Raw genomic sequence first — 12,609 nt, 5'->3', positions numbered from 1 at the left:
CCGCATCCCGCGCATCCGGGCGGGAGCGGGACTTAGGGACTTAAGGACCTACAGTCCCGAACGCGTAATCCAGTCCGAGAGGATGGCAAACAATTCCTGCGGCTTTTCCATCGGCGTCATGTGACCGCTATCGCCGATGATCTCCAGGCGCGATTGCGGTATCCGTCGCGCCATCTCTTCCGATTCCTCCACGCTGCGCAACTTGTCTTCGTCACTACTGACGATGAGGACCGGGCACTGCAACTGCTGCAGTTCTTCCGCATTGCTGTCGCGCAGGGTCTGCAGCTGGCGCAGGAAGACTTCCTTGCCGTTGGCCAGTGCCATGGACTGCAGCCGGTCCAGCAACGTGCGATCGGTGCTCCGTGCCGGATGCAGGGACGACGCCAGCGCCCTCGAGGTCAGGCCCTTGAAGGGCGTACGCTGGGCCATGTCGAGCTGGGCCAGCGTGCCTTGCGATTCACGCTCGGTCTGCGGGCGTGAAGAGGTGTTGAGCAGCCCCAACCCCAGCACACGCTCAGGCGCCTTCAGGGCAATTGCCTGGGCCACGAAGCCGCCCATGGAAAACCCCAGCAGCACGAAGCGCTCCGGCGCCTGACGCAGGACCGCATCGGCCATGGCCTGGATGCCGATATCCTGGCCGAGGTCGCCAAAGGTCAGGGACCCCAGCGTGGCGAGATCGTCCCGCATGTCGTCCCACAGGTGTTCATTGAGCATGAAGCCCGGCAGCAGGACCAGGTTGCGCATCGTGATATTCCTTGCATCCGTTGTTTCAAGAGAGGCGCTATTGTAGGCGCCCGCGCCATCTACTGCAGCCACAGCGCGCGTCGGCTGGAGCCGGCCATGGCCAGGCACAGCACGCCCAGCAGCGCCAGCGCCGCCTGCAGACCCCAGCCATGCGCCAGGAAGCCGAACACCGGCGGTCCGATCAGGCTGCCGCTGTAGCCCAGCGTGGCCACCGCTGCCAATGCTGTCGAGCCATGTCGGCCAGCGGCACTGAAGACGAAGGGAAACACCGCCGCCACGCCGGTGCCGGCAATGGCAAACCCCAGGATGGCCACGGCCATGCCGGGCGCGACCACCGCCAGCGCGATGCCGGCGCTGGCGACCAGGGTGCCGATCCAGACCACCCGGCGCGCGTCGTAACGGGCCTTGAGACTGTCACCGACCATGCGCATGATCAGCATCATGCCGGCGAAGGCGGCATAGGCCAGCGGCGTGCTGCCATCGCTGGCGCCGATGTGGTCCTTCATGTAGATGCCACTCCAGTCGGCCACCGAACCCTCGACGATGGCCCCGCAAAAAGCGATCACCCCCAGCACCACCAGATGGCCATGCGGTACCGCGAAGAGCTTGCGCTGCGGATCGTGTTCCGGGCGGTCGTCGGGCAAGGCCACGTAGGCCGCGTACAGGGGATAGAGGAACAGCGCCGCCACCAGCAGGAAATGCCAGACCGGTGCGATGCCCAGCCCCGCCACCGCACTGGCAATCAGCGCGCCCGAGAAGGTCCCCACACAGAACCAGCCGTGCAGCATCGACATGATGGGCCGCCCGGCATCGCGTTCGGCCTGCGCACCCAGCGCATTGATGGCGACGTCGAAGCAACTGGAGGCTGCGCCGTACAGGGTGCAGATCAGCATCAGGCTCGCCAGCCCCGGCGCCAGACCCAGCAGCGGCAGCGACACCAGCAACGCCAGGCCGGCGTAGAGGGTGCTGTGGCGCGCGCCATAGTGCCCGGTGATCCAGGCCGCCAGCGGGAACGAACCGACCGCGCCAATCCCGCCGCACAACAGCACCAGCGCCAGCGTGGCCGCGTCCAGCTGCAGATGGTCCCGGATGGCGGGAATGCGTGCGGCCCAGGTGGCAAAGACGATTCCCAGCAGCAGGAAAAACAGGGGAATGGCAAACTTGCGCCAGATCAGGCGGGACGGAGAAGCAGGATGGGAAGGGGACGGCTTGGTTGTCATCGATAAGTCAGGAATGTAAACTGCGCAAAAATCATTTCTTTCCTGAAATGAGTTTCAGTATTGCAAACCGCTATTATCCGACAACCGGGAAAGCGCATCGTCATGCGCTGTCGGACACCGCGGTGCAGGGCCACCCCCAGGGTGGCCATTCAGAAGCCAACGAACCTGCCAGCTTGCAAGAAGGGCGCATGCCGCCTTGCAGATCACGGATCGAACCGCACTCTGAGCGACCGACGCTGCCGGCGGCTGCAATCTCGCAGGGACAGGAATGCCAGTTTCAGAACCGAACAAGATCTATCAGGAAGTCATCGATGCATTGATCGCCATGCATCGGCTCACTGACGGCTATACGCCCAATCACGAAGACCAGACCGCCGAGCTGGCGGTGATGATCGGGCGGCATCTGCGCCTGCCCGCCGAGCGCATCGACGTGCTGCACATGGCGGCCCAGGTGCACGACATCGGCAAGGCCAGGATACCGCTGGAACTGCTTACCAAGCCGGGCCGCATCACGGCCGACGAATATGGCGTGCTCAAGACCCACGTGCAATTCGGCTACGAGATGCTCAACAAGATCAGCTTCCCCTTCAACCTGGCCGAGATCGTCTGGTGCCACCATGAATACCTCGACGGCAGCGGCTATCCGCGTGGCATCAGCGGCGACGCCCTGCCCTTCGAATCGCGCATCCTGACCGTTGCCGACATCGTCGAATCGATGTCGGCCGACCGCCCCTACCGCAAGTCGCTGGGCATGGCCGTGGCGCTGGAAGAAATCCAGCGTCAACGCGGCAGCCGCCTGGACCCGGTGGTGGTGGATGCCTGTCTGCACGTGGTACAGGAACACAACTGGCGCCCCATCGCCAACTGAGCCAACGCCTCCGCCCGCCTCAGCGCATATCTCCCTGCTGCATCGGCTACACTGGGCGCCATAACAAGACCGCCCGGAGACGCCATCCCATGACCAGCCAAGCTGCGCATGCGCCCTCACCCTTCATCCTGCGCCACCCCATCCTGACTGCCCTGGCCCTGTCGCTTGGCACCGCCGTGGCACTGGGCCTGGCGCGCTTTTCCTACGCCCTGCTGCTGGCGCCGATGCGCGCCGACCTCGGCTGGCCTTATCTGGTGGCCGGCGGCATGAATACCGGCAATGCCCTGGGCTACCTGCTGGGGGCACTGCTGACACCCATGCTGATGCGCCGCTACCAGGCACATCGGGTGCTCATCGCGGGTGCCTTCGGAACGGCGCTGCTGTCCTTCCTGCCGGCCCTGACCACGGACACGGTGCTGCAACTGCTGCTGCGGATGGTCACCGGCGTGACCAGTGCGCTCATCTTCGTCTCGGGGGGATTGCTGGTCAGCCGCCTGGCAGCGCTGCATGCGCAACGTGCGGGCCTGCTGCTGGGGCTCTACTACGGTGGCACCGGCATCGGTATCGTCGCCGCCTCATTGCTGGTGCCGCCCGTGATGGACACCGCCCTGGCGCAGGGCGCGGCCCATCCCTGGCAATGGGCGTGGATACTGCTGGGCCTGCTGGCACTGGTGGCCAGCATCGTCATGGCCTTGCCGGCAGCACTGATGCCGACCAGCCCGGCGCAGGCGGCCGGCCCCAGTCGTTGGCGGGCGCGCTCCCTGCAGTATGGGCTGGTCGGCTATCTCTTTTTCGGGCTCGGCTATATCGGCTACATGACCTTCGTGATCGCCCTGCTCAAGGAAGAAGGCATGGCACCGGCGCGCATCACGCTCTTCTTTGCGCTGCTGGGCGCAGCCACCTTTGCATCCTCGCGCATCTGGGCGCGCATGCTGGACCGCTTCCGTGGCGGGCAGTCGCTGGCCATCCTCAACGGCCTGCTGTGCGTGGCCACGCTGCTGCCGGCCACGACGAACGCGACGGTGGCAGTGTTCGCCTCCGGCCTGCTCTTCGGGGGATGCTTCCTCTCCGCAGTGGCCTCGACCACCGCCATGGTGCGCCACAACCTGCCACCCTCGGACTGGCCGGCCGGCATCAGCGCCTTCACCATCGTCTTCGCGGTCGGGCAGATCATCGGTCCGTCCATCGTCGGCTGGATCGCCGATGGTGCCGGCGGGCTGCAACGCGGACTGGTGTTTTCCGCCCTGATGCTGCTGGCCGGGTCCCTGGTGGCGTGGCGCCAGCGGCCGCTCAGCTAAGGTTTGGGGACGGCGGACTTACTGTTGCCCCAGATGGCGCCCCAGTGCCTCCACCAGCGTGGCGCAATCCGCATCGGTACCGATGGTGATACGCAGGAACTGCTTGATGCGCTCGGTCTTGAAGTGACGCACGATGATGCCGTCGCTGCGCAGCGCCGCCGCCAGGACGGCCGCATCGTGTCGCGGATGACGCGCGAAGACGAAGTTGGCCGCCGACGGCAGGACCTGGAAACCCAGGCCTTCCAGCTGCGCCACCAGGGCGGTGCGGCTGGCGATGACCATGCCGCAGGTCTTCTGGAAGTAGTCCTCGTCCTCGATGGCGGCGGTGGCGCCGGCAATCGCCGGACGATCCAGCGGATAGGAGTTGAAGCTGTTCTTGACCCGTTCCAGTGCATCGATCAGGTCGGCGTGGCCGATGGCAAAACCGACCCGCATGCCGGCCAGCGCGCGCGACTTGGAGAAGGTCTGTACCACCAGCAGGTTGGGATAGCGCTGCACCAGCGGGATGGCGCTCTGGCCGCCGAAATCGATATAGGCCTCATCAACCACCACCACCCGCTCCGGATTGCCCTGCAGGATGCGCTCGATCTGGTCCAGTCCCAGCAGGCAGCCGGTGGGCGCGTTCGGGTTGGGGAAGATGATGCCGCCGATGGCCTCGCCCTGGCCGATGTAGTCGTCGGCGCGCAGCGTGAAATCCTCGGCCAGCGGCACGGCGCGATACTCGACCTGGTACAGGCCGGCATAGGTCGGATAGAAGCTGTAGGTGATGTCCGGGAACAGGATGGGCTTGCCATGCTGCAGCAGGGCCTGGAAGGCATGCGCCAGCACTTCGTCGGAGCCATTGCCCACGAACACCTCGCGCGCGCTGATGCCGTCGGCGGCATGGCGGCGGGCGATGGCCAGCTTGAGCGGCTCGGCATCCGGATTGGGATACAGGCGCAGGCTGTCGCTGACTTCACGGGCGATGGCCTGCAGCGCCAGCGGCGACGGACCATACGGGCTCTCGTTGGTATTGAGCTTGACCAGGCGCGCGATCTTGGGTTGTTCGCCGGGGGTGTAGGGCGTCAGGCGGCTGACGATGGGGCTCCAGAACTTGCTCATGAGAAATCGGCCCGCAGCGGGCCACACAGAATTGAGGGAAAGCGCAGATGGTAGCAAACTTGCCGCCGGGCGGCGGACTGCACCTCGGAAATCTCAGAAATAGGGGCGGTAGCGCGGCTTGCGCGCCTCGTCCTGGCGCGACGGTGCGACCTGCACGGGCGTGCTGCTGAGCAGGGAGATGGCGCGCCGGGCAATCTCCGGCGGCAACCCGATGGCTTCCTGGCAAGCCCGCTGCAGTGCCGCCAGCGAGGCAAATCCGGCCGCCGCAGGCGGTGCACCGGCATCTTCCATGCGCGCCAGCCCGGCCAGGACCCAGGCCACGCGCTGCTCGCGCACCAGGCTGCGCAACGATTCCCCTTCGGCAAAAAGCAGCGCGCGCAGGCGCGCCGGGCTCATCTGCCAATCACGGGCAATGCCCTCGGCGCGCCAGTCGGCGGCAGGTCGCGCGAAGATCGCGGCGGCCAGGCGACGTGCATGGGGCTTGCTGGCATCGGCCGCGCTTTCCATGTCGGCCGGGGATTGCGTCTCCAGCGCCAGCGACCAGACGGCCGGACGCATGCCCTGCGCCGCCATGCGCGGATGGGCCAGGCAGGAGAAGCGCACGAAGGACGGGACGGTAAAGCTCTCGCCCTCCCTCAGTTCGATAGTGACATTGCCGCTCCTGAGCGTGGCTGCGCCCTTCCACACCCGCACCCGCGCCGGCGCGGCGAAACGCAGTTCGCGCAATTGCAGGTGATGGTGGGTGACGATGGCCATGGGAATTCAGTTGCGGGAAGGTCGACCGATGGTATGCCAGGCCTGGCCGCCAGACTGTCGTTGCGGTGACAGGCTGCGCCGCCTCATAGCGAGGCCATGCCGAAGGCGCGCAGGCCATCGAGGTCGACCACGCGGATGCTCTGGTAGGAAATCTCTACCAGCCCCAGTTCGGCCAGGTGGCGCATGGCCTGGTTCACGCGCTGGCGTGACAGACCAGTCAGGAGGCCGATCTCTTCCTGCGACAGTTCCAGCACCTTGGAGGTACGTGGATACAGCATGGGATGGAAGAGTTGCGCAATCGCCTGTGCCACGCGGGCATCCACATCCAGCAGACGCTCGTTCTGCACGGTGGCGATGAACTGGCCCATGCGCTCGTTGAGCTGGCCGATCACGAAGGCATTGAAGGGCAGGCTCTCGGCCATCAGGCGATGGAAGGTATCAGCCGGCACCAGCAGGATCTGCGAGGCGCGGATGGCGATGACGTCATAACGGCGCGGCTCGCGCTTGATCACGCTGCCCTCGCCGCACCAGCCGCCCTCGGGCACGCCCGACAGCGTGCTGCTGCGGCCGTCGATGTTGTAGACCGCCAGCTTGATGAGGCCCTCATGCACGCCGATCCAGTAATCAGAGCGCTCGCCCCGCCGGGCCACGAAGGCATCGGCGGCAAAGCGCGACAATTGCGTGGTCGCGGCCGCCAGCGCACGATGTTCGGCCGACAGGGCGGCGAACCAGTCGTATTGCTGCAGAAGCTGCGCCATCTTGCTGCTCATGAGGGGCTTGGGGGAAGGAGGAAAACGCCGGACATTGTCGCATGTCAGCCTTGTCGTCGTGATGACAAAGCGCAAGCCGGCTTCAGTGCTACCCTAGAGAACTGATCTGCGGCTGATAAAAAATGCACAAGGCCGCCGCCCCACCATCCCCGCCGCTAGGAGACAGACATGGCAGATTTCGACACCGGCCTCGGCCGCAACACCGCCAATTACGCGGCCCTCACCCCCATCGATTTCATCGCGCGTGCCGCCGCCGTCTATGGCAAGCGCACCGCCATCATCCACGGCGCACTGCGCCAGGACTGGGACCAGACCTACCGCCGCACGCGCCGACTGGCCAGCGCCCTGCAAGGCCTGGGCGTGGGCAAGAACGACACCGTGGCAGCCATGCTGCCCAATACCCCGGCGATGGTGGAGGCGCACTTCGGCGTACCGATGGCCGGCGCCGTGCTCAACGCGCTCAACATCCGGCTCGACGCCGAATCCATCGTCTTCATGCTGCGCCATGGAGAAGCACGGGTACTGCTGATCGACAGCGAATTCGCCGCACTGGCACAGCAGTTGCGCACGCAATTGCCGGCGCTGAAGATCGTCGAAGTCTTTGATGAACTGGGCCCGCCACCGGTGGCGGGTGAACGCTTCGGCCACCTGGAGTACGAAGCCCTGCTGGCCAGCGGTGACGAACAGTTTGACTGGCAGATGCCGGCCGACGAATGGGATGCGATTGCCCTGAACTACACCTCCGGCACCACTGGCGACCCCAAGGGGGTGGTCTATCACCATCGTGGCGCGGCCTTGAATGCGGTGTCCAACATCCTCGAATGGGACCTGCCCAAGCACCCGGTCTACCTGTGGACGCTGCCGATGTTCCATTGCAATGGCTGGTGCTTCCCGTGGACGGTCGCCGCACGCGCGGGCGTGAACGTCTGCCTGCGCAAGTTCGATCCCAAACTGGTGTTCGACCTGATCGCCGAACATGGCATCACCCACTACTGCGCCGCGCCCATCGTCCATGCGGCGCTGGCCAATGCGCCCGAGGGCTGGCGCGCCGGCATCCGCGGTCCGGTCAAGGCGATGGTGGCCGGGGCACCGCCGCCAGCGGCCGTGCTGGCCAAGATGGAGGCCATGCAGTTCGAACTGACCCACGTCTATGGCCTGACCGAGGTCTACGGGCCGGCGGCGGTCTGCGCCGAGCAGGATGACTGGAGCGGCCTGTCGGTGGACCAGCGGGCGGTGTTGAAGTCGCGCCAGGGCGTGCGCTACCACCTGCAGAGTGGCGTGACGGTACTCTCGCCGGACACCATGGAAGCAGTGGCCGCCGATGGCGAGGAGATCGGCGAGATCATGTTCCGCGGCAACATCTGCATGAAGGGCTATCTCAAGAACGACAAGGCCACGCACGAAGCCTTCGCCGGCGGCTGGTTCCACACCGGCGACCTGGGCGTAATGAATGCCGACGGTTACATCAAGATCAAGGACCGCAGCAAGGACATCATCATCTCCGGGGGCGAGAACATCTCCAGCGTGGAAGTGGAAGACGTGCTCTACCGTCACCCGGCCGTACTGGCGGCTGCCGTGGTGGCACAGCCGGACGAGAAATGGGGCGAGACCCCCTGCGCCTTTGTCGAACTGAAGGAAGGTGCCGACATCGGCGCGGCTGAACTGGCTGAGTTCTGCCGTGGCCACCTGGCCGGCTTCAAGGTGCCCAAGGCGATCTACTTCGGGCCGTTGCCCAAGACCTCTACCGGCAAGATCCAGAAGTTCGAACTGCGCAAGCGGATGAAGTCGGACAGCGCCATCAACGTCTGAGGCGCGTCGGTACCTTCACTGAGGCTTGCATCAGGCCTTGCGCACGGCGATGTGGTACAGGCCCCACGGGCATTGGCCGAAGCGCTCCGGCAAGGGGCGCGCGGTCATCTCCGGGAAGCTGTCGGCATCATAGACGGCCCACAGCGGACCGAGCCCGCCCAGTGGAATCGGCTTGCCATCCAGGTGGGTGGCGACGATGAAGCGGTACTTGGCAATATCGGCTGCGGACACCAGCACCGCATAGCCATCCACGGCGCGCAGGGCGCAGTTCTGCAGCGCGGCGGGGGCGCCACAGACGCGCAGCACCTCCGACAACAAGGGACCGCGCAGGCTATGGCGACGGCGGTCGTATTCCAGCGTAGGGTGGATTTCCACCGAAGGCAGAGCCGAGAGGGCGGCGAAGTCGAAGGTATAGGCCTTGTCGAAACTCAGTTTCTGCTTGGCCATCATCTGGTCCAGCGCCGGATCGAGGGCGCCGCGATTGCTGTTGCCGATGTCGCCGGTGACGGTCAGCAACACCGGCCCGGACCCACCGGCCTTCTTGTCCGCAGCCAGCGCCGGCAGGGCGGCCGGTGCCGCCAGCAGAGTGGCGCCCAGGCGCATGAACTGGCGTTTTTGCATGATGGTCCCTTCCTTGGATGATGAATGTGGCCGATTGTAGGCACATAACGGCCCATGAACAACGGCCCGCTTCCATCCGGGAGCGGGCCGCGTCGTTTCAGGCGAATATCAGGCGAGTACAGTGCTCAGTCACGCGGCGGGCGACCGCGCCAGTAACCGGCCAGCAGCGAACCCGACAGGTTGTGCCACACCGAGAACAGCGCGCCCGGCAAGGCCGCCACCGGGGTGAAGTAGAGCTTGCCCAGCGCAGCCGCCAGACCGGAATTCTGCATCCCCACCTCGATGGCCAGGGTACGGCATACCGCTTCGTCGAAACCGAGCAGGCGACCACCCCAGTAGCCACCCAGCAAACCCAGGCCGTTGTGCAGGATCACGCCCACCAGTACCACCAGGCCCACCGAGGCGATGCTGGCCTGGCTGCCGGCGACCACCGCCGAGATGATCAGCAGGATCGCCACCATCGACACCAGCGAGAGGTAGGGTTCGATGCGGCGGATCAGGTTGCCGGCAAACAGGTTCAGTACCAGGCCCACGGCGATGGGCACCACCACGATCTGCACGATGGACATGAGCATGGCATGCGCGTCGAAGTGGATGGAAGCGTCCACATACAGCTCCGTCAGCAGCGGCGTGGCAAATACCGACACCAGCGCCGACAGCGTGGAAATGGTGACCGACAGCGCGACATCGCCGCGCGAGAGATAGATCATCACGTTGGAGGCGGTACCGGAGGCAACGCTGCCCACCAGCACCATGCCGGCGGTCAGGTCAGGCGGCATGCGCAGCACCTTGGCGATGACCCAGGCGGCCAGCGGCATGACCAGGTAGTGCAGGATGATGCCGGCAGCCACCGGCGCGGGGCGCTTGATGATGCGCTTGAAGTCGTCCACCGTCAGCGTCACGCCCATGGTCAGCATGATCAGGGTGAGGAGCTGGGTGATGTACTTGCCCAGGGGCGTGAAGGTCGGTGGCGAGAAATAGGCGGCGGCGGAAAGCAGCAGCGCCCACACGGGGAAGAGGCGGGTAATCGTGGCGAGCATGTCAGGGCGGATGAATGATGGATACAGTCCTGGGACCCGATGGCAAACGTAGCCCGGGGAGCCAGGTGGCGCGAATTTTTTTATCGGGTGCGCGGATGACGCGAACGAGGAAGGAGAGATCATCGCGCCCGGGATAGGACGGCGGCCTCTTCTCGACCGGGCGCCTGGTGGGCGCGAGGGCGTGATTCTACCCGCGCAGGGCGTTTTCTGCCCGCTCCCGGGCCATGGGAACCGCTCCTATGGGGATGGATCACACTTGAAGGTCAACATCACCTTGGGCGGCATCACCCCGATCACGCCATCGGAGCGCTCACTGCCGGTCACGCGTGCGCGGCGCCCGCGCTGGCGACACCAGTCGTCGGCCTGCTGCAGGCCCTGGATGGCCACGCCCTCGTTGCCGTGCCAGCGCGAACTGGCCACCAGCAGATAGGTGTCCTTGTCGATCTGCGTGACCGGTTGCGAACTGGCGCAAGCACCCAGCAGCAGACAGATGGTCAGCACCTGGCGCGTCTTCATCGACGTTTCCCCCGAGGATTCCTGTGATGCAGGGATGGTAGCCATCGGCACGGGCCACGTCATGCATCCCTACAACTCTTTACGCTCCCTCCCGGCGAAAAAAACGCCGCTGACGTCAGCGACGTCCAGCGGCGTTTCCCGGGTACGGATCGATCAGGCGATCAGCGAGCGATCAGCGCGTGACCGGCTTGTAGCGGATGCGCTTGGGCTTGGCGGCTTCTTCGCCCAGACGCTTCTTCTTGTCGGCTTCGTATTCCTGATAGTTACCGTCGAAGAAGGTGACCTGCGAATCACCCTCGAAGGCGATGATGTGGGTCGCGATACGGTCCAGGAACCAGCGATCGTGGGAGATCACCAGCACAGTGCCGGCGAATTCCAGCAGCGCGTCTTCCAGGGCACGCAGGGTTTCCACGTCGAGGTCGTTGGACGGTTCGTCCAGCAGCAGGACGTTGCCGCCCTGCAGCAGGGTCTTGGCCAGATGCAGGCGACCGCGTTCACCACCGGAGAGGTTGCCGACCACCTTCTGCTGGTCGCCACCCTTGAAGTTGAAGCGGCCCAGGTAGGCACGCGACGGCATTTCGAAGCGGCCCACGGTGAGGATGTCGGCACCGCCGGAAACGTCCTCGAAGACCGTCTTCTTGTTGCCCAGGTCTTCACGCGACTGGTCCACCAGCGACACCTTGACGGTGGGGCCGAGCACCAGTTCGCCGCTGTCCGGCGTTTCGCGACCGGCCAGCATGCGGAACAGGGTGGACTTACCGGCGCCGTTGGGGCCGATGATACCGACGATGGCACCGGCCGGAATCTTGAAGTTCAGGTCATCGATCAGCAGGCGGTCGCCATAGCCCTTGCTGACGTTCTTGAACTCGATGACTTCATTGCCCAGGCGCTCGGCCACGGGAATGAAGATTTCCTGGGTCTCGTTGCGCTTCTGGTATTCGTATTCGGACAGTTCATTGAAGCGGGCCAGACGCGCCTTGCTCTTGGCCTGACGACCCTTGGGGTTCTGGCGTACCCATTCCAGTTCCTTGGCGATGGTCTTCTGACGCGCCGATTCGCTGGCTTCTTCCTGCTTCAGGCGGGCTTCCTTCTGTTCCAGCCAGGAGCTGTAGTTGCCCTTCCAGGGGATGCCGTGGCCACGGTCCAGTTCCAGGATCCATTCGGCGGCGTTGTCGAGGAAGTAGCGATCGTGGGTGATGGCCACCACGGTGCCGGGGAAGCGCTGCAGGAACTGCTCCAGCCAGTCCACCGATTCGGCGTCCAGGTGGTTGGTCGGTTCATCCAGCAGCAGCATGTCGGGCTTGGAGAGCAGCAGCTTGCACAGTGCCACGCGGCGCTTTTCACCACCGGAGAGCACGCCGATCTTGGCGTCCCAGGGCGGCAGGCGCAGCGCGTCGGCGGCCATTTCCAGCTGCTGGTTGAGGCTGTTGCCGTCGGCGGCGGCGATGATGGCTTCCAGGCGCGCCTGCTCGGTGGCCAGGGCGTCGAAGTCGGCGTCTTCCTCGGCATAGGCGGCGTAGACGGCGTCCAGCTTGGCCTGGGCTTCGAAGACTTCGCCCAGGGCGCTTTCGACTTCCTGGCGCACGGTCTTCTCGGCGTCGAGTTGCGGTTCCTGCGGCAGGTAGCCGATGTTCAGGTTGGGCATCGGGATGGCTTCACCCTCGATTTCCTTGTCGATGCCGGCCATGATCTTGAGCAGGGTCGATTTGCCCGAGCCGTTCAGGCCGAGCACGCCGATCTTGGCGCCGGGGAAGAAGGACAGCGAGATGTCCTTGAGGATCTGCCGCTTCGGCGGCACGATCTTGCCGACGCGGTTCATGGTAAAGACGTATTGGGCCATGGTATGAGTTGCCAGTAAGAGGGAAA

At 65.1% G+C, this 12,609-nt stretch carries 12 protein-coding genes; 3 read left to right on the top strand and 9 right to left on the bottom strand.

Going from position 1 to position 12,609, the window contains the following annotated elements:
* Positions 1 to 48: 48 nt before the first annotated feature.
* A complete protein-coding gene (locus HWE04_RS15330) occupies positions 49 to 744 on the bottom strand; it encodes an alpha/beta fold hydrolase (protein ID WP_241812929.1) in 696 nt (231 codons plus the stop codon).
* A 59-nt stretch (positions 745 to 803) separates the two neighbouring features.
* Positions 804 to 1,964, bottom strand: coding sequence for an MFS transporter (locus HWE04_RS15325; protein WP_241812928.1), 1,161 nt, complete (start codon positions 1,962 to 1,964; stop codon positions 804 to 806).
* A 268-nt stretch (positions 1,965 to 2,232) separates the two neighbouring features.
* On the opposite strand from HWE04_RS15325, the gene HWE04_RS15320 reads away from it, so the two are divergent.
* Positions 2,233 to 2,832 carry an HD-GYP domain-containing protein gene (locus HWE04_RS15320; protein ID WP_006464601.1) on the top strand — a complete coding sequence of 200 codons (600 nt, stop codon included), beginning with the start codon at positions 2,233 to 2,235 and terminating at the stop codon, positions 2,830 to 2,832.
* A gap of 89 nt (positions 2,833 to 2,921) precedes the next feature.
* The gene (locus HWE04_RS15315; protein WP_241812926.1) at positions 2,922 to 4,130 is read left to right on the top strand and encodes a YbfB/YjiJ family MFS transporter; all 1,209 of its coding nucleotides are present in this window, start codon (positions 2,922 to 2,924) and stop codon (positions 4,128 to 4,130) included.
* 18 nt (positions 4,131 to 4,148) lie between these two features.
* Here the strand turns inward: HWE04_RS15315 and hisC are convergent, their stop codons facing one another.
* The 3 genes from hisC to HWE04_RS15300 all read right to left on the bottom strand — a co-directional run bounded on the left by hisC (position 4,149) and on the right by HWE04_RS15300 (position 6,745).
* On the bottom strand, positions 4,149 to 5,231 hold the full coding sequence (hisC, locus tag HWE04_RS15310; RefSeq protein WP_241812925.1) for a histidinol-phosphate transaminase: 1,083 nt from the start codon (positions 5,229 to 5,231) through the stop codon (positions 4,149 to 4,151).
* A 93-nt stretch (positions 5,232 to 5,324) separates the two neighbouring features.
* Positions 5,325 to 5,987 (bottom strand): hypothetical protein, encoded by a 663-nt coding sequence (locus tag HWE04_RS15305; protein WP_241812924.1) that lies wholly within the window; start codon positions 5,985 to 5,987, stop codon positions 5,325 to 5,327.
* 83 nt (positions 5,988 to 6,070) lie between these two features.
* Positions 6,071 to 6,745 (bottom strand): Crp/Fnr family transcriptional regulator, encoded by a 675-nt coding sequence (locus tag HWE04_RS15300; protein ID WP_077237306.1) that lies wholly within the window; start codon positions 6,743 to 6,745, stop codon positions 6,071 to 6,073.
* A 180-nt stretch (positions 6,746 to 6,925) separates the two neighbouring features.
* Here HWE04_RS15300 and HWE04_RS15295 point away from each other — a divergent pair, with 180 nt between their 5' ends.
* Complete coding sequence (locus HWE04_RS15295; RefSeq protein WP_241812922.1) at positions 6,926 to 8,566, top strand: acyl-CoA synthetase; 1,641 nt, start codon at positions 6,926 to 6,928, stop codon at positions 8,564 to 8,566.
* Between the two features lie 30 nt (positions 8,567 to 8,596).
* On the opposite strand, the gene HWE04_RS15290 is transcribed toward HWE04_RS15295, so the two are convergent.
* From HWE04_RS15290 to ettA, 4 genes are all read right to left on the bottom strand, one after another.
* On the bottom strand, positions 8,597 to 9,187 hold the full coding sequence (locus tag HWE04_RS15290; protein WP_006464608.1) for a hypothetical protein: 591 nt from the start codon (positions 9,185 to 9,187) through the stop codon (positions 8,597 to 8,599).
* A 125-nt stretch (positions 9,188 to 9,312) separates the two neighbouring features.
* Positions 9,313 to 10,227: a ketopantoate/pantoate/pantothenate transporter PanS gene (panS, locus tag HWE04_RS15285; RefSeq protein ID WP_006464609.1), complete on the bottom strand. Its 915-nt coding sequence runs from the start codon at positions 10,225 to 10,227 to the stop codon at positions 9,313 to 9,315.
* 237 nt (positions 10,228 to 10,464) lie between these two features.
* Positions 10,465 to 10,743, bottom strand: a complete 279-nt coding sequence (locus HWE04_RS15280) for a hypothetical protein (protein ID WP_006464610.1) — start codon at positions 10,741 to 10,743, stop codon at positions 10,465 to 10,467.
* 172 nt (positions 10,744 to 10,915) lie between these two features.
* A complete protein-coding gene (ettA, locus tag HWE04_RS15275) occupies positions 10,916 to 12,583 on the bottom strand; it encodes an energy-dependent translational throttle protein EttA (RefSeq protein WP_077237293.1) in 1,668 nt (555 codons plus the stop codon).
* Positions 12,584 to 12,609 lie beyond the last annotated feature (26 nt).

This window comes from Herbaspirillum sp. C7C2 (assembly GCF_022627865.1).
Classification (GTDB): domain Bacteria; phylum Pseudomonadota; class Gammaproteobacteria; order Burkholderiales; family Burkholderiaceae_D; genus Herbaspirillum; species Herbaspirillum frisingense.
Note: the sequence above shows the minus strand (reverse complement) of the source record. Positions and strands in the feature narration are given on the sequence as shown.